This is a genomic window from Kluyvera sp. EC_51, assembly GCF_019584505.1.
GTDB lineage: Bacteria > Pseudomonadota > Gammaproteobacteria > Enterobacterales > Enterobacteriaceae > Kluyvera > Kluyvera sichuanensis.
Genome location: NZ_VDAG01000027.1, coordinates 91,837 through 108,460, shown reverse-complemented (window position 1 = coordinate 108,460; position 16,624 = coordinate 91,837). Strand labels below are relative to the sequence as shown.

General features: G+C 54.0%; 13 protein-coding genes, 2 tRNA genes and 2 rRNA genes. 15 read left to right on the top strand and 2 right to left on the bottom strand.

Annotation, left to right across the window (positions count from 1 at the left end; genetic code table 11):
* The 4 genes from FHC49_RS07965 to FHC49_RS07950 all read left to right on the top strand — a co-directional run.
* Positions 1-1,631: ribosomal RNA gene (locus FHC49_RS07965) — 23S ribosomal RNA — on the top strand; the annotation flags it as partial.
* A 93-nt stretch (positions 1,632-1,724) separates the two neighbouring features.
* A 5S ribosomal RNA gene (gene rrf, locus FHC49_RS07960) occupies positions 1,725-1,840 on the top strand.
* Between the two features lie 55 nt (positions 1,841-1,895).
* Positions 1,896-1,972: transfer RNA gene (locus FHC49_RS07955), tRNA-Asp, on the top strand.
* Between the two features lie 63 nt (positions 1,973-2,035).
* A tRNA-Trp gene (locus tag FHC49_RS07950) sits at positions 2,036-2,111 on the top strand.
* 101 nt (positions 2,112-2,212) lie between these two features.
* On the opposite strand, the gene hdfR is transcribed toward FHC49_RS07950, so the two are convergent.
* Entirely contained in the window at positions 2,213-3,031 is an 819-nt protein-coding gene (hdfR, locus tag FHC49_RS07945) for an HTH-type transcriptional regulator HdfR (RefSeq protein WP_220439472.1), read from the bottom strand.
* Between the two features lie 118 nt (positions 3,032-3,149).
* On the opposite strand from hdfR, the gene FHC49_RS07940 reads away from it, so the two are divergent.
* On the top strand, positions 3,150-3,488 hold the full coding sequence (locus FHC49_RS07940) for a DUF413 domain-containing protein (RefSeq protein ID WP_035896409.1): 339 nt from the start codon (positions 3,150-3,152) through the stop codon (positions 3,486-3,488).
* Positions 3,489-3,512: 24 nt separating this feature from the next.
* On the opposite strand, the gene FHC49_RS07935 is transcribed toward FHC49_RS07940, so the two are convergent.
* A complete protein-coding gene (locus tag FHC49_RS07935; protein WP_220439471.1) occupies positions 3,513-5,033 on the bottom strand; it encodes a YifB family Mg chelatase-like AAA ATPase in 1,521 nt (506 codons plus the stop codon).
* Between the two features lie 353 nt (positions 5,034-5,386).
* Here FHC49_RS07935 and ilvL point away from each other — a divergent pair, with 353 nt between their 5' ends.
* The 10 genes from ilvL (at position 5,387) to FHC49_RS07885 (ending at position 16,568) form a co-directional block, all read left to right on the top strand.
* Entirely contained in the window at positions 5,387-5,485 is a 99-nt protein-coding gene (gene ilvL / locus FHC49_RS07930) for an ilv operon leader peptide (RefSeq protein ID WP_001311244.1), read from the top strand.
* A gap of 139 nt (positions 5,486-5,624) precedes the next feature.
* Positions 5,625-7,271, top strand: coding sequence for an acetolactate synthase 2 catalytic subunit (ilvG, locus tag FHC49_RS07925; protein ID WP_185669635.1), 1,647 nt, complete (start codon positions 5,625-5,627; stop codon positions 7,269-7,271).
* On the top strand, positions 7,268-7,534 hold the full coding sequence (ilvM, locus tag FHC49_RS07920) for an acetolactate synthase 2 small subunit (RefSeq protein WP_040118523.1): 267 nt from the start codon (positions 7,268-7,270) through the stop codon (positions 7,532-7,534). The genes ilvG and ilvM overlap by 4 nt, the downstream gene beginning before the upstream one ends.
* Positions 7,535-7,551: 17 nt before the next feature.
* The gene (gene ilvE / locus FHC49_RS07915) at positions 7,552-8,481 is read left to right on the top strand and encodes a branched-chain-amino-acid transaminase (RefSeq protein ID WP_035896405.1); all 930 of its coding nucleotides are present in this window, start codon (positions 7,552-7,554) and stop codon (positions 8,479-8,481) included.
* 65 nt (positions 8,482-8,546) lie between these two features.
* Positions 8,547-10,397: a dihydroxy-acid dehydratase gene (gene ilvD, locus FHC49_RS07910; protein ID WP_220439470.1), complete on the top strand. Its 1,851-nt coding sequence runs from the start codon at positions 8,547-8,549 to the stop codon at positions 10,395-10,397.
* Positions 10,398-10,399: 2 nt separating this feature from the next.
* Entirely contained in the window at positions 10,400-11,944 is a 1,545-nt protein-coding gene (ilvA, locus tag FHC49_RS07905; protein ID WP_185669633.1) for a threonine ammonia-lyase, biosynthetic, read from the top strand.
* A gap of 247 nt (positions 11,945-12,191) precedes the next feature.
* Positions 12,192-12,707 carry a PTS sugar transporter subunit IIA gene (locus FHC49_RS07900; protein ID WP_220439469.1) on the top strand — a complete coding sequence of 172 codons (516 nt, stop codon included), beginning with the start codon at positions 12,192-12,194 and terminating at the stop codon, positions 12,705-12,707.
* 1 nt (position 12,708) lies between these two features.
* Complete coding sequence (locus tag FHC49_RS07895; RefSeq protein ID WP_035896401.1) at positions 12,709-12,987, top strand: PTS sugar transporter subunit IIB; 279 nt, start codon at positions 12,709-12,711, stop codon at positions 12,985-12,987.
* A 45-nt stretch (positions 12,988-13,032) separates the two neighbouring features.
* Positions 13,033-14,436 (top strand): PTS galactitol transporter subunit IIC, encoded by a 1,404-nt coding sequence (locus tag FHC49_RS07890; RefSeq protein WP_220439468.1) that lies wholly within the window; start codon positions 13,033-13,035, stop codon positions 14,434-14,436.
* A 68-nt stretch (positions 14,437-14,504) separates the two neighbouring features.
* A complete protein-coding gene (locus tag FHC49_RS07885; RefSeq protein ID WP_220439467.1) occupies positions 14,505-16,568 on the top strand; it encodes a BglG family transcription antiterminator in 2,064 nt (687 codons plus the stop codon).
* Positions 16,569-16,624: the final 56 nt, after the last annotated feature.

The window sequence follows — 16,624 nt, the reverse complement described above, 5'->3', positions numbered from 1 at the left end:
GGGTGAAAAACCCGCACGCCGGAAGACCAAGGGTTCCTGTCCAACGTTAATCGGGGCAGGGTGAGTCGACCCCTAAGGCGAGGCCGAAAGGCGTAGTCGATGGGAAACAGGTTAATATTCCTGTACTTGGTGTTACTGCGAAGGGGGGACGGAGAAGGCTATGTTAGCCGGGCGACGGTTGTCCCGGTTTAAGCATGTAGGCGGAGCGTTTAGGTAAATCCGGACGCTTACTAACGCTGAGGTGTGATGACGAGGCACTACGGTGCTGAAGTAACAAATGCCCTGCTTCCAGGAAAAGCCTCTAAGCATCAGGTAACATCAAATCGTACCCCAAACCGACACAGGTGGTCAGGTAGAGAATACCAAGGCGCTTGAGAGAACTCGGGTGAAGGAACTAGGCAAAATGGTGCCGTAACTTCGGGAGAAGGCACGCTGATATGTAGGTGAAGTGGTTTACCCATGGAGCTGAAATCAGTCGAAGATACCAGCTGGCTGCAACTGTTTATTAAAAACACAGCACTGTGCAAACACGAAAGTGGACGTATACGGTGTGACGCCTGCCCGGTGCCGGAAGGTTAATTGATGGGGTTAGCGGCAACGCGAAGCTCTTGATCGAAGCCCCGGTAAACGGCGGCCGTAACTATAACGGTCCTAAGGTAGCGAAATTCCTTGTCGGGTAAGTTCCGACCTGCACGAATGGCGTAATGATGGCCAGGCTGTCTCCACCCGAGACTCAGTGAAATTGAACTCGCTGTGAAGATGCAGTGTACCCGCGGCAAGACGGAAAGACCCCGTGAACCTTTACTATAGCTTGACACTGAACACTGGTCCTTGATGTGTAGGATAGGTGGGAGGCTTTGAAGTGTGGACGCCAGTTCGCATGGAGCCAACCTTGAAATACCACCCTTTAATGGCTGGTGTTCTAACGTAGACCCGTAATCCGGGTTGCGGACAGTGTCTGGTGGGTAGTTTGACTGGGGCGGTCTCCTCCTAAAGAGTAACGGAGGAGCACGAAGGTTAGCTAATCCTGGTCGGACATCAGGAGGTTAGTGCAAAGGCATAAGCTAGCTTGACTGCGAGAGTGACGGCTCGAGCAGGTGCGAAAGCAGGTCTTAGTGATCCGGTGGTTCTGTATGGAAGGGCCATCGCTCAACGGATAAAAGGTACTCCGGGGATAACAGGCTGATACCGCCCAAGAGTTCATATCGACGGCGGTGTTTGGCACCTCGATGTCGGCTCATCACATCCTGGGGCTGAAGTAGGTCCCAAGGGTATGGCTGTTCGCCATTTAAAGTGGTACGCGAGCTGGGTTTAGAACGTCGTGAGACAGTTCGGTCCCTATCTGCCGTGGGCGCTGGAGAATTGAGGGGGGCTGCTCCTAGTACGAGAGGACCGGAGTGGACGCATCACTGGTGTTCGGGTTGTCATGCCAATGGCATTGCCCGGTAGCTAAATGCGGAAAAGATAAGTGCTGAAAGCATCTAAGCACGAAACTTGCCCCAAGATGAGTTCTCCCTGACTCCTTGAGAGTCCTGAAGGAACGTTGAAGACGACGACGTTGATAGGCTGGGTGTGTAAGCGTAGCGATACGTTGAGCTAACCAGTACTAATGAACCGTGAGGCTTAACCTTACAACGCCGAAGATGTTTTGGCGAAAGAGACATCGATTTCAGCTTGATTACAGATTACATCAGAACGCAAAAGCGGTCTGATAACAGAATTTGCCTGGCGGCTGTAGCGCGGTGGTCCCACCTGACCCCATGCCGAACTCAGAAGTGAAACGCCGTAGCGCCGATGGTAGTGTGGGGTCTCCCCATGCGAGAGTAGGGAACTGCCAGGCATCAAATTGCAGTAAACCGGGATGAATAATCCGGGTAGTGACAAAGAAATTCGGTGGAGCGGTAGTTCAGTCGGTTAGAATACCTGCCTGTCACGCAGGGGGTCGCGGGTTCGAGTCCCGTCCGTTCCGCCACTTATTTAAAATTAAGCCTGCTACATTAGCAGGCTTAATGATAAGAAAAATTAAGAAGTCTTTAGGGGCGTAGCTCAGTTGGTAGAGCACCGGTCTCCAAAACCGGGTGTCGCGAGTTCGAGTCTCTCCGCCCCTGCCATATATAATCCTTTGCTTAGGCAAAGGATTTTTTTTGCCCAAAATTTGCCTTTCTAAAGACCCGTCGCTGTTCACTCCGGGCCGCTCATTATTTCCTGCTTATTAAAAAACGTTGTTTTTCAGTATGTCGCGAATTTGCGCGTGTTTGTCGCTATTTTGCAGCCAGATCGCGTATAAAGGCCGCGAAATTGATGAACCATCCGCAACCGGATATATACCGTTTTGCTCCTGAGCCCATGACGTTGGCAACCAGGTACAGCCTTTCAACGGCAGCAGCTGTCGATAGGCCAGGCTAGCCGAACTGGTGGTTAATAACGGAATGTCATCACTGGCGATAAGCCCGGTTTCATGCTGCTGAAAATCTGCCCCCCACTCAAGGCGAAGGTAATTCAGATCGGCTTTGATGGTGGCCGGTGATGCACAGAACAGCTCAAGGGTGAAATGTCCCAGCAGTTGGCTGCTAAATTCATCCATCTTCGGCGTTTCGGTAGTGATCAGCAGATCGAGCTGGCGCTCATGCAGTTGCTTCACCAGCGACTGCCGCTGTGCAATTCGCGCTTCAAACTGCAGGGCATCATCTGCCTGGTAGAGCCTTCCTAGCCACTCATTGAGCATGCACTCCCACAGCGAAGCGCTGGCGCCAATCGAAAACTCGTTATGTCGTGAGGTACTGGCGACCTCCTTACGCGCGGCCTGCCATGTACTCATCAGCGTCTCGGCGTAAGGCAGCAGCTTTTCTCCCGCAGCCGTCAGCCGTATGTTATTGCGGTGACGGGTAAATAAATTTACGCCGAGCTGATTCTCTAACTGACGAATGCGAAAGCTCACCGCAGATTGTGTCAGATAGAGCGCTTCTGCGGCTCGCCCGAAGTGGCGAGTTCTGCTCACTTCGAGGAAAGTTTTCAGCAATTCGGTATCCACAGCTTTCTCCGCAAAATTTTTTGTCGTAATGATTTAAATCTTTTGTTTTACACTCTGTCAAGCGTATCTAATACTCCGCGCCATAAATAGCTCGGCCAAAGAATTAGGAGCGTGTAGGATGGCGGAAAGCTTTACGACGACTAATCGTTTTTTTGATAATAAAAATTATCCGCGCGGGTTCTCTCGTCATGGTGACTTCACCATCAAAGAGGCGCAGCTGCTGGAGCGTTATGGCTTTGCCTTTAACGAACTCGATCTTGGCAAGCGTGAGCCTGCAACCGATGAGGAACACCAGTTCGTCGCGGTATGTCGCGGTGAGCGTGAACCGGCTTCAGAAGCTGAACGCGTATGGCACAAGTATGTGACTCGCATTAAGCGTCCTAAGCGTTTCCATACGCTGTCTGGTGGTAAACCACAGATGGAAGGCGCTGACGACTACACTGAAAGCGACGACTAAGAGAAAGGGGCTCCGGCCCCTTTTTTATTGCAGTAAGGTTTGCAGGTGGCTGAGCATGCGGTCAATTCCTCGGTAGCTCAACGCTTCCTGCAAATGTCGACGCTCAATGGCGTCAACGCCCTCCATGTCGGCCAACGTACGCGCAACCTTAAGCAGCCGCTGCCACGCCCGAATAGAAAGCCCCAGCTGCGTGAGCGTCTGTTCCAGCCAGCGTGAATCCTCATCGCAGAGAACACAATGTACCCTTGCTTCGCCGCTACCGAGATGGGCATTAAGCTTTCCCTGCCGGGAAAACTGGCGCTGATGGGCAGCAATCACGCGACGCTGTACCTCCAGGCTACTCTCTTCATGGCGGACGGGCTGGCTCAGCAATCCTGGCGGAGGCATGGGGATCTCAAGCGATAAATCGAAACGGTCGAGGAAAGGCCCCGACAGGCGATTGAGGTAGCGCAGCGTCTGTTCTGGCGTGCAGCGATTGTGTTTTCCCTCATAGTGCCCGGTCGGGCTGGGATTCATGGCAGCAATAAGCTGGAAGCGAGCAGGGTAGGTGATTTTGGCGCGCGTCCGTGAAATATGGATCTTGCCCGACTCGATAGGCTCCCGTAATGCATCCAGCACCCGGCGTTCAAACTCCGGTAATTCATCCAGAAACAGAATCCCGTTATGGGCCAGCGAGACCTCGCCAGGGGCAGGTATTGATCCTCCGCCCACCATCGCGGTTAAAGACGCGCTATGGTGTGGTGCGCGGAAAGGCCGACAGCGCCACTCTGCCTGCACGCGGCGACTATTTTCCAGACTGATGATAGCTGCACTTTCCAGCGCCTCGCGATCGTTAAGCGGCGGCAGTAGCCCCCTGAGTCTCGAGGCGAGCATGGTTTTCCCGGTTCCCGGTGGACCAATCAGCAATAAATTATGCCCGCCTGCAGCCGTCACCTCTAACGCGCGCTTCCCCTGCTGCTGGCCGATGACTTCGCTCAGGTCGTCAACGGTCTCGGTAATGACGGGCGTCTCCACTGGTGGAAGCCGCAGTTCCTGCTTCCCTTCCAGAAACGCACATACCTCCAGAAGATGGCTGGCGATGAGGCAATCATTGCCGCCGAGCAGCCCAACCAGTGGGGCATCGTCTTCGGAAAGCACTATCTGCCGTCCGGCGCTGATGGCCTCCATTGCCGCAGAGATAGCCCCAGGAATGCCGCGTAACGCGCCTGTAAGCGCCAATTCCCCTACGAACTCATATTGACCCAGTTTCTGGGTGCTAAGCTGCTCAGAGGCTGCCAGGAGCGCAATAGCGATAGGTAAATCATATCGACCGCCTTCTTTCGGCAGGTCGGCGGGCGCCAGGTTGATGGTGATCTTTTTCGCCGGAAAGGTATAACCGCTGTTGATGATTGCGCTGCGAACCCGATCCCGGGACTCTTTGACGGTCGTTTCCGGCAGACCCACCATCACCAGCCCCGGTAGCCCCTGGCTGATATGGACTTCAATGGTAATAAGTGGCGCATTCACGCCGAGCGCTGCGCGCGTATAGACGACGGATAGTGACATAATTCCTCCCTGATGAAGGACATTATGCATCGGCGTATTGTCGCATTAATCCGTTACTTCGCGTATTTACGCGTCTTATCCTGCTATTTTTGCTACTTTTCATGCATTTTCATTTTTCACGGAAGCACGCCCGCATTTTTTTACGCAATCGCCCTGTGACACCCGCTTTTGTGGGTGGCGGACGTCAGATGGTGAAATATTTTCATTTCATATTTTTTCTATATAAAACAAATCTTTTTCTAATAATCCTTAGCATGGTAATCAATGGCGTCATAAAAAAAACTTGTGCTTTTTGTGATGTCTGTGGTAACTCTGTAGGTATTCCTTCGAACAAGATGCAAGAATAGACAAAAATGACAGCCCTTCTACGAGTGATTAGCCTGGTCGTGATTAGCGTGGTGGTGATTATTATCCCACCGTGCGGGGCTGCACTTGGACGAGGAAAGGCTTAGAAATCAAGCCTTAACGAACTAAGACCCCCGCACCGAAAGGTCCGGGGGTTTTTTTATGACTAAAAAACAATAACGAGGAGCAGAGAATGTCGAGTAGCACAAAATTCTGTTTCTTACGATCTAAGGCGGGGAACTAACTATGAATGGCGCACAGTGGGTGGTACATGCGTTGCGAGCGCAGGGAGTCGAAACGGTATTTGGGTATCCAGGTGGTGCCATTATGCCCGTTTACGACGCTCTGTATGACGGCGGCGTAGAGCATCTGCTGTGTCGACACGAGCAGGGCGCGGCGATGGCGGCCATCGGCTATGCCCGCTCTACCGGTAAAACCGGCGTCTGTATCGCCACTTCAGGCCCAGGAGCAACCAACCTGATCACTGGCCTGGCGGACGCGCTGCTCGATTCCGTTCCTGTTGTTGCCATCACCGGCCAGGTTGCCGCACCGTTTATCGGTACGGATGCCTTCCAGGAAGTGGACGTCCTCGGTTTGTCGCTGGCCTGCACCAAACACAGTTTCCTGGTGCAATCCCTGGAAGAGCTGCCGCGTGTAATCGCTGAAGCTTTCCAGGTGGCAAACTCAGGCCGTCCTGGCCCGGTTCTGGTTGATATCCCTAAAGATATTCAGATTGCACAAGGCGATCTGGATCCGTACTTCTCCACCGTAGAAAGCGACGACAGTTTCCCGTATAGCGAAATGGCGCAGGCGCAGCAGATGCTGGCCGAATCGCAGAAGCCAATGCTGTACGTCGGCGGCGGCGTAGGGATGGCGCAGGCGGTTCCCGCGCTGCGTGAGTTTATGGCGGTCACGAACATGCCCGCGACCTGCACGCTGAAAGGCCTGGGTGCCGTGCCTGCGGATTATCCGTACTATCTCGGTATGCTGGGTATGCACGGTACCAAAGCGGCGAACCTGGCGGTGCAAGAGTGTGATCTGCTGATCGCCGTTGGCGCACGCTTTGATGACCGCGTAACCGGCAAGCTGAACACCTTCGCGCCGCATGCCAAAGTTATCCATATGGATATCGACCCGGCAGAAATGAACAAACTGCGCCAGGCGCATGTTGCCCTGCAGGGCGACCTGAATGCGCTGCTGCCCGCGCTGCAGCAGCCACTGGCGATTGACTCCTGGTGTGAACATAACGCGGCGATGCGCGCCGAGCATGAGTGGCGTTACGACCATCCGGGCGAGGCTATCTATGCGCCGTTGCTGCTGAAGCAGCTCTCCGATCGTAAACCGGCGGAAAGTGTGGTGACGACTGACGTCGGCCAGCACCAGATGTGGTCCGCTCAACACATGACCTACACCCGCCCGGAGAACTTCATCACCTCAAGCGGCTTAGGCACGATGGGCTTCGGTCTGCCGGCGGCCGTTGGTGCGCAGGTCGCGCGCCCGAACGATACGGTTATCTGTATCTCCGGTGACGGCTCTTTCATGATGAACGTACAAGAGTTGGGCACCGTAAAACGCAAGCAGTTGCCGCTGAAGATCGTACTGCTCGATAACCAGCGGTTAGGGATGGTTCGACAATGGCAGCAGCTGTTCTTCCAGGAACGTTATAGCGAAACCACCCTGACCGATAACCCCGATTTCCTCACGCTGGCCAGCGCCTTCGGCATTCCTGGCCAACACATCACCCGTAAAGACCAGGTAGAAGCGGCACTCGACACCATGCTCGCAAGCGAAGGCCCGTACCTGCTTCATGTCTCAATCGACGAACTTGAGAATGTCTGGCCACTGGTGCCACCTGGCGCCAGCAACTCACAAATGCTGGAGAAATTATCATGATGCAACATCAGGTCAACGTGCAGGCCCGCTTCAACCCGGAAACCTTAGAACGCGTCTTACGTGTGGTTCGCCATCGCGGCTTTCAGATTTGCTCGATGAATATGGAAACGGCTAGTGATGCACAGAACATAAATATTGAACTGACCGTTGCCAGCCCACGGTCAGTCGACTTACTGTTTAGTCAATTAAATAAACTGGTGGACGTGGCCTCGGTTGCCGTTCAGCAGTGTACAAGCACATCACAACAACAGATTCGCGCCTGAGCGCAATAGGAAGAGAAATGACGACGAAAAAAGCGGATTACATTTGGTTCAACGGTGAGATGGTGCGTTGGGAAGATGCGAAAGTACACGTCATGTCCCACGCGCTGCACTACGGTACCTCCGTATTTGAAGGCATCCGCTGCTACGACTCCCATAAAGGCCCAGTTGTATTCCGCCACCGCGAGCACATGCAGCGCCTGCGTGACTCCGCCAAAATCTACCGTTTCCCGGTTTCTCAGAGCGTTGACGAGCTGATGGAAGCCTGCCGCGAAGTGCTGCGCAAAAATAACCTGACCAGCGCCTATATTCGTCCGCTGGTCTTCGTCGGCGACGTGGGCATGGGCGTTAACCCGCCGGACGGCTACACCACTGACGTGATCATCGCGGCGTTCCCATGGGGAGCATACCTGGGCGCAGAAGCGCTGGATCAGGGGATCGATGCCATGGTCTCCTCCTGGAACCGTGCGGCACCGAACACCATCCCAACGGCGGCAAAAGCGGGCGGTAACTATCTTTCCTCACTGTTGGTGGGCAGCGAAGCGCGCCGCCACGGCTATCAGGAAGGTATCGCGCTGGACGTGAACGGCTACCTGTCTGAAGGGGCGGGCGAAAACCTGTTTGAAGTGAAAGATGGTGTGATCTTTACCCCTCCGTTCACCTCGTCCGCGCTGCCGGGCATCACCCGTGACGCCATCATCAAGCTGGCGAAAGACCTCGGTATTGAAGTGCGCGAGCAGGTGCTGTCTCGCGAATCCCTGTACCTTGCAGATGAAGTATTCATGTCCGGTACCGCCGCTGAAATCACGCCGGTGCGTAGCGTTGACGGCATCCAGGTTGGTGAAGGTCGCTGTGGCCCGGTCACCAAGCGCGTTCAGCAAGCATTCTTTGGCCTCTTTACCGGTGAAACCGAAGATAAATGGGGTTGGTTGGATCAGGTTAATCCATAAGCATAAAAAGATGGGGTGTCACGCAACACCCCATTTAACAAGATAAAGACTGGGAGTACTAAAGCATGCCTAAATACCGTTCCGCCACCACCACTCACGGCCGCAATATGGCGGGCGCCCGCGCACTGTGGCGCGCCACCGGGATGACCGATGATGACTTCGGTAAACCGATTATTGCCGTCGTAAACTCGTTTACCCAGTTCGTGCCGGGCCACGTGCACCTGCGCGACCTCGGTAAACTGGTTGCCGAGCAGATCGAAGCCTCCGGCGGTGTTGCTAAAGAGTTCAATACCATTGCGGTGGATGATGGTATCGCTATGGGCCATGGCGGCATGCTTTATTCACTGCCGTCCCGCGAGCTGATCGCTGACTCCGTTGAGTACATGGTGAACGCCCACTGCGCCGATGCGATGGTCTGTATCTCCAACTGCGACAAAATCACCCCGGGGATGTTGATGGCCTCTCTGCGCCTGAACATTCCGGTTATCTTCGTTTCCGGCGGCCCGATGGAAGCCGGAAAAACCAAGCTCTCTGACAAAATCATTAAGCTCGACCTGGTCGATGCGATGATTCAGGGCGCGGACCCGAAAGTCTCTGACTCACAGAGCGAACAGGTTGAACGTTCTGCCTGCCCAACCTGCGGCTCCTGTTCCGGCATGTTCACCGCCAACTCGATGAACTGTCTGACCGAAGCGCTGGGTCTGTCTCAGCCGGGTAACGGCTCGCTGCTGGCCACCCACGCTGACCGCAAAGCACTGTTCCTCACCGCGGGCCAGCGCATCGTTGAGCTGACCAAACGCTACTACGAGCAGGATGATGCATCCGCACTGCCGCGCAACATCGCGTGCAAAGAAGCGTTTGAGAACGCCATGACGCTGGATATCGCCATGGGCGGCTCCACCAACACCGTTCTGCACCTGCTGGCGGCGGCACAGGAAGCCGAAATCGACTTCACCATGAGCGATATCGACAAGCTGTCCCGCAAGGTGCCGCAGCTGTGTAAAGTGGCGCCAAGTACCCAGAAATACCATATGGAAGATGTGCACCGCGCCGGCGGCGTGCTGGGGATCCTCGGTGAGCTGGACCGTGCAGGCCTGCTGAACCGCGACGTGAAAAACGTTCTCGGTCTCTCCCTGCCGCAGACGCTGGAGCAGTACGACATCACCGTTACCCAGGACGAAGCGGTCAAGAAAATGTTCCGCGCAGGCCCGGCCGGTATCCGTACTACTCAGGCGTTTTCGCAGGATTGCCGCTGGGATACGCTGGACGATGACCGCGCCGAAGGCTGTATCCGTTCTCTGGAGCACGCCTACAGCAAAGACGGCGGCCTGGCCGTGCTGTACGGTAACTTTGCGGAAAACGGCTGTATCGTAAAAACTGCAGGCGTAGATGACAGCATCCTCAAATTCACCGGCCCGGCAAAAGTGTACGAAAGCCAGGATGACGCGGTAGAAGCCATCCTCGGCGGCAAAGTTGTCGCAGGCGACGTGGTGGTCATTCGCTACGAAGGGCCGAAAGGCGGGCCGGGCATGCAGGAAATGCTCTACCCAACCACCTTCCTGAAATCGATGGGTCTCGGCAAAGCCTGCGCCCTGATCACCGATGGTCGTTTCTCCGGCGGTACCTCTGGCCTCTCTATCGGCCACGTTTCTCCAGAAGCGGCAAGCGGCGGCAATATCGCGATCATCGAAGATGGCGACATGATTGCTATCGATATCCCGAACCGTGGTATTCAGCTGCAGCTGAGCGACGCGGAAATCGCCGCACGTCGTGAAGCGCAGGAAGCCCGTGGCGACCAGGCGTGGACGCCGAAAAATCGTGAGCGTCAGGTCTCCTTCGCCCTTCGCGCTTACGCTAGCCTGGCAACCAGCGCCGACAAAGGCGCCGTACGTGATAAATCGAAACTGGGTGGCTAATCATGGCAGATTCACAACCCCTATCCGGCTCCCCTGAGGGGGCCGAGTATCTCAGAGCGGTGCTACGCGCACCGGTCTATGAAGCGGTGCAGGTGACGCCGCTGCAGAAAATGGAAAAGATCTCTTCGCGCCTCGATAACGTGATTCTGGTGAAGCGCGAAGACCGCCAACCGGTGCACAGCTTTAAGCTGCGCGGGGCCTACGCGATGATGGCGGGTCTGACGGCCGAGCAGAAATCGCATGGCGTGATCACCGCATCCGCGGGCAACCATGCGCAGGGCGTGGCGTTCTCATCCGCCCGGCTTGGCCTGAAATCGCTTATCGTCATGCCGGTGGCGACGGCCGATATCAAAGTGGATGCGGTACGTGGTTTTGGCGGCGAAGTGCTGCTGCACGGCGCGAACTTTGACGAAGCGAAAGCCAAAGCCATTGAGCTGGCGCAGCAGCAGGGTTTCACCTGGGTTCCGCCTTTCGATCACCCGATGGTAATTGCCGGGCAGGGCACGCTGGCGCTGGAATTGTTGCAACAAGACGCTCACCTCGACCGCGTGTTTGTGCCGGTTGGCGGTGGTGGTCTGGCGGCGGGCGTGGCGGTGCTGATTAAACAGCTGATGCCGCAAATCAAAGTCATTGCCGTAGAAGCCGAAGATTCTGCCTGCCTGAAAGCGGCGCTGGATGCCGGTCATCCGGTTGACCTGCCGCGTGTGGGTCTCTTCGCTGAAGGCGTGGCGGTTAAGCGCATCGGTGATGAAACCTTCCGCCTGTGTCAGGAGTACCTCGACGATATCGTCACCGTGGATAGCGATGCTATCTGCGCGGCGATGAAAGACCTGTTCGAAGATGTGCGTGCGGTGGCGGAGCCTTCCGGGGCGCTGGCGCTGGCGGGTATGAAAAAATATATCGCCCAGCACAACATTCGCGGCGAACGCCTGGCGCACGTGCTGTCCGGTGCGAACGTTAACTTCCACGGCCTGCGCTACGTCTCTGAACGCTGCGAGCTGGGGGAACAACGTGAAGCGCTGCTGGCGGTGACGATTCCAGAAGAGAAGGGCAGCTTCCTGAAGTTCTGTCAGTTGCTGGGCGGGCGTTCGGTTACTGAGTTCAACTACCGTTTCGCCGATGCGAAAAATGCCTGCATTTTTGTTGGTGTTCGTCTGAGCCGGGGTCTGGAAGAGCGTAAAGAGATCCTGCAGTTGCTCAACGAGGGCGGCTACAGCGTGGTGGATCTCTCCGATGATGAAATGGCGAAGCTGCACGTACGCTATATGGTCGGTGGTCGTCCGTCTAAGCCGCTACAGGAACGCCTTTACAGCTTTGAGTTCCCGGAATCTCCGGGCGCGTTGCTGAAGTTCCTGCACACCCTAGGCACGCACTGGAATATCTCTCTGTTCCACTACCGCAGCCACGGCACTGACTATGGTCGCGTACTGGCAGCGTTTGAGCTTGGCGAGAACGAGCCGGACTTTGAAACCCGACTCAACGAACTGGGTTACGATTGTCATAACGAGACCAATAACCCTGCGTTCCGCTTCTTCCTCGCGGGCTAAGCGCCGCTTAACGGGAGATAATCTGTCTGGATTATCTCCCGATCTCCTTTTTATTTGTCGTAACCTGCCAAATTATTTCGCTGCCAACGAATCTCAACGATAAAAATGTGATGTAATTCATAATAAAACGCTCACCGCGTTGCGCCAGCCTGCGCACATCTTTTGGGGGCAATATTTGTCGCCCGCTTGCTGCTCCTGAATTAACATTGTCTCTAGTTAATTCTTAGCGGTTAGAGAGGATATTCGGATGAGAACGGATATAATTGATGCCCCGAATGAAAGTGCGCAAGGATGTGAGTATTTTACGCCTCAGCTCACGTTTCTGGATAAACACTATAATAATTCCACGGACTTTTTTTCTTCGATATTTTTGCAGCTGAAAGAGCAAGGCTATGTCCGGGACTCTTTTCTTGACGCCATCATCGCCCGTGAAAAAGCGTACCCTACCGCGCTGCCAACGCTGCCGGTGGCCATCGCGCTTCCTCATACCGACCCTCAGCACGTTATTCGCCCTTTTATCTCCGTAACGCGGTTGTCTACGCCTATTGCCTGGCAGGAAATGGGCAATGATGACAACACGCTTTACGTTCATTTTATTGTTTTACTTGGTTTTGTTGACCACAGCAGCCACCTGACCGCGCTGCAAAAGCTCATGGACTGCCTTGCGGATGAAGAGGTTGTCCAGACCCTACGCGAAATAGACGATGTAGAAACCTTTCTCTGTACCCTCACATCAAGACTGCAATTAGATAAGGATTTATAAGATGAAAAAAGTCATTGTTGCATGTGGAAGCGGCGTTGCTACCTCACAAACGGTTGCCAGTAAAGTGACCCGCCTATTGAATGAACGCCAGCAGTCGCATATCAAAGTTGAAGTCATCGACCTGAAATCGCTTGATAGTCATATAAAAGATAGCGCGGCTTATATCGCCATCACCAAAGTTGATAAGCAATATCCTATCCCTGTAATTAACGGGATTGCTTTTTTGACCGGCATGGGGATGGAGCAGGAATTACAAAAGGTCATTGATGCCTGTAAATAAGGTGTAGCTCTTTAATCCGTATAATTATTTTAGTGGAGAAGTGCTATGGACTTTCTTGGTGTAGTCATAAATTATATTCTGAATTTAGGCGCGCCGGTTTTTGTGCCTTTTATTATGTTATTAGCCGGGCTGGTGGTGCGGATGAAATTCCGCGATGCGGCCTCGGCGGCCATCACGCTGGGCGTCGCCTTCGTCGGGATGAGCATGCTGATTGGCTTTATGGTTGATGCCATCGGCGTTGCCGCGCAGACCATGATGAACCGTACCGGCCTTGAGTTAAGTATCGTCGACGGCGGCTGGACGACGATGGCGAATATCTCCTGGGCCTGGCCTTATGCGTTCGCCATGTTCCCGCTTCAGGTTGGCGTAAACATTGTGATGTTGATGCTGAACAAGACCAATACCTTCAACGCCGACCTTTGGAACGTGTGGGGGAAAATCTTTACCGCGTTTATCGTGGTGAGCGTCACCACCCCATTGTTCGGCCCGGTCTGGAGCCTGGTACTGGCGTTCCTTGTTGCCGCTTTCCAGATCATTATGGAACTGAACGCGGGGGATATTCACCAGCATCGTATTGAGAAGCTCACGGGGATCCCTGGGGTAACCTGTACGCACCGTATGGTCTTCTTTGGTGCTATCTATTACCCGTTCGATCTGCTGCTGCGGAAAATTCCGGTCTGCAATAAGCCGATGGATGCCAGCGCGCTGCGTGCCAAAGTCGGGGTCTTTGCCGAAAACCACATCATCGGTTTTATTCTGGGGATCCTGTTTGGGGTGATTGCGGGCTATAGCGTTGCGAAAACGCTGATGCTGGGGGTGCAGGCCTCAACGGCGCTGGTTCTGTTCCCGATGATTTCCAAGCTCTTTATGCAGGCGCTGTCGCCGATCTCAGAGGCCATCAGCGACTATATGAACAAGAAATTCTCCGGGCGTAAGCTGTTCGTGGGTATCGACTGGCCGTTTATGGGCGGCGCGAGCGAGATCTGGTTTGCCATTATCGTTGCCATCCCGTTCACCCTGCTGTGGGCGCTGATTCTGCCGGGAAATAAGATCCTGCCATTTGCTGGCATCATCAATATTGCGTTGATTGTTCCGGCCTACCTGGTGACGCGCGGTAACACGCTGCGCATGGTTATCCTGAGCATTATTGGCGTGCCGTTCTTCCTGTTCGTGGGGACGCAGTTCGCGCCAATGATTACCGACCTCGGTCTGGCCACTAAAGCGATCACCATCCCGGCAGGGCAGCTGATTTCGAACAGTTCGATTGATGCACCGGTCTTCACCTATGCCTTCTCCTTCCTGTTCAAATTCCTGGAAGGCAACTTTATCCCGCTGGTCTTCGCGCTGTGGTGGGGATGTGGCTACTTCTTCTACTCCCGCGAACTGCGTCGTGAAAGCAATCTGGCACAGCAGGAGGCCGAACAGCAGGAGAAGGTTCAGCAGGCGTAATTCTGGGTTTCATGTTCATGTCTGGCGGCAGGCGTCGCCGCCAGGCTTTTCATTGCAGGAGAGTTGGCATGGCTATGGATAAACGCGTGGTTGCAGTGCTGGATGCCATTGTGAACGATCCCGGCATCACGGGGACGAAGCTTGAAGAGCAGTTTTGCCTGACCCGCAAACAGCTGAGCTATACGCTGAAAAAGGTGAATGACTACCTGGAGTCGAACCACTTTGACCGGATCAACCGTCTGAAAACCGGGAAGCTGCATATCCCGCGCCATGTGATTGAGCATTTTCGTCAGAATCAGACCTCTGAAACCGAGCACCGCTATCTCTACTCGGAAGAAGAGCGCGGACAGATGATTATCTTTATGCTGCTGACCCGTAGCGAACGGCTGTCATTGCTGCATCTCTCCTCTTCGCTGGGCGTGAGTCAGAATACGATTATCAACGACCTGAAAAAGGTGCGTACAGAGGTTATCGAGCACGGGCTGGAGATAAGCTACGACCGGGGCAACGGCTACCATATTCTGGGTGAGGAGCTGGAAAAACGTTATCTGCTGCTGAACTGTTTACGTCGGGTGCTGGAAATTCCGGTCGCCAAAAATATCCTCGCCCACTACAACAACGTGATGAGCGACTATCTGGAAAAGGTCGGCAACGTTTTTAGCGAAATTGAAAAACGTTTTAAAATTCAGTTTACCGATCGTCAGCTTCAGGAGCTTATTTATTTTATCTGCTTTGTCCTGCACCGTATTGATTCAGGAAAAGGTCTGGTTAATATTCCGAGCAGCTACGCCGATATTATTGGCAGCAGAGAATTTACCCTGATGCAGAGCGTTATCAGTAAAATCAATATCAATAGCGAAAATGAACTGGTTTTCCTGACGGCACTGATCCAAAGCTCCAATATTCAAAGTATTGCCGATAAATATTTCCACCTGGATACGCTGCTGCTTGAAAGCGTAGTGGCGGTAGTCGACAACTTTGAAAAAATAAGCTGTGTCACCATCAAAGAAAAAAATGAGCTGATTGAAAAAATCTATCAGCACTGGAAACCGGCCTATTACCGTATTCGTTATCACCTGACCAATACCAGCAGCGTTTACGATCTGGTGGTGAAAGAGTTCAGCCATCTGCATGAGATGGTTCGCCGCGCGGCGGTGCCGTTCGAGACGGTACTGCACTGCGAAATTCCCGATGAAGAGATGACGTTTTTGACGGTGCTTTTTGGCGGTTGGCTGACCCGCGAAGGGGTAATCCATCAGATTAAGCTACAGAAAACGGCGGTGGTGGTGTGCGAAAATAGCGCCACGATTTCTACCTATCTGTTCCTGACGCTGCAGGTGCTTTTCCCGGAGCTACACTTTACCGAAGTGATGTCACGGCGCGAATTTGAGCGCTATACCGGGCACTACGACGTGGTCTTTTCGACCACGCATCTGAATACCAGCAAGATGGTATTTGTGGTCAATCCGTCCATCAGCAGCATTCACAAAAGTGCGTTCCGCAATCATGTGATCGGTGCGCTGCAGGGCGTGGATCCGAACATCATTCAGATAGAGCAACTGCTGCTTATCTTCGAGCGCTTCGGCAATATCATCGACCACAAAGGGCTACAGCGCGCCCTCGCCAGCTACATCTATGATGAGAACAGCGCCGCGAGCGCAGCGGGCAACATTGAGCCGCCGACGCCGTCGCTGACGGACTTGCTGCAGCGTGAACACGTTCAGTTTGCCACGTCGCTACCCACTGACTGGCAGCAGGCGATTACCGAGGCTTCAGCATCGCTGCTGGAAAACGGGGTGATTGAACCGCGCTACCTGCAAATTATGCTGAATAAAATCGCCGATGAGCAGCCCTATATCATGCTGGCCGACGGCGTGATTATCGCCCATGCGGGCGTCGATGATGGCGCGCTGGAAACGGGGATGACGCTATTACGCCTGCCTTCAAAGATTGATTTCGCCGGTTATATGCAGGCCGATATTATTATTGTCCTGGCGACGAATAATCCGCAAAAGCATCTTAAGGCACTCGCGCAATTGAATGAGTTTCTCGAATTCTATGATGGCGGCAATGTTATTCGCCGCGCACAGGATGAATATGCACTGATAAATGAATTTGTCCGTCATTCGTAATCATTAATTAAACGCCGTTGCAGCGTAAAAAACTGCAACGTTATTTCCCGGCAATC

Excerpts from the sequence above, each read along its gene's own strand:
- FHC49_RS07940 (WP_035896409.1), top strand. The coding sequence starts at position 3,150 with ATGGCGGAAAGCTTTACGACGACTAATCGTTTTTTTGATAATAAAAAT.
- FHC49_RS07935 (WP_220439471.1), bottom strand. The coding sequence starts at position 5,033 with ATGTCACTATCCGTCGTCTATACGCGCGCAGCGCTCGGCGTGAATGCG.
- ilvL (WP_001311244.1), top strand. The coding sequence starts at position 5,387 with ATGACAGCCCTTCTACGAGTGATTAGCCTGGTCGTGATTAGCGTGGTG.
- ilvG (WP_185669635.1), top strand. The coding sequence starts at position 5,625 with ATGAATGGCGCACAGTGGGTGGTACATGCGTTGCGAGCGCAGGGAGTC.
- ilvM (WP_040118523.1), top strand. The coding sequence starts at position 7,268 with ATGATGCAACATCAGGTCAACGTGCAGGCCCGCTTCAACCCGGAAACC.
- ilvE (WP_035896405.1), top strand. The coding sequence starts at position 7,552 with ATGACGACGAAAAAAGCGGATTACATTTGGTTCAACGGTGAGATGGTG.
- ilvD (WP_220439470.1), top strand. The coding sequence starts at position 8,547 with ATGCCTAAATACCGTTCCGCCACCACCACTCACGGCCGCAATATGGCG.
- ilvA (WP_185669633.1), top strand. The coding sequence starts at position 10,400 with ATGGCAGATTCACAACCCCTATCCGGCTCCCCTGAGGGGGCCGAGTAT.
- FHC49_RS07900 (WP_220439469.1), top strand. The coding sequence starts at position 12,192 with ATGAGAACGGATATAATTGATGCCCCGAATGAAAGTGCGCAAGGATGT.
- FHC49_RS07895 (WP_035896401.1), top strand. The coding sequence starts at position 12,709 with ATGAAAAAAGTCATTGTTGCATGTGGAAGCGGCGTTGCTACCTCACAA.
- FHC49_RS07890 (WP_220439468.1), top strand. The coding sequence starts at position 13,033 with ATGGACTTTCTTGGTGTAGTCATAAATTATATTCTGAATTTAGGCGCG.
- FHC49_RS07885 (WP_220439467.1), top strand. The coding sequence starts at position 14,505 with ATGGCTATGGATAAACGCGTGGTTGCAGTGCTGGATGCCATTGTGAAC.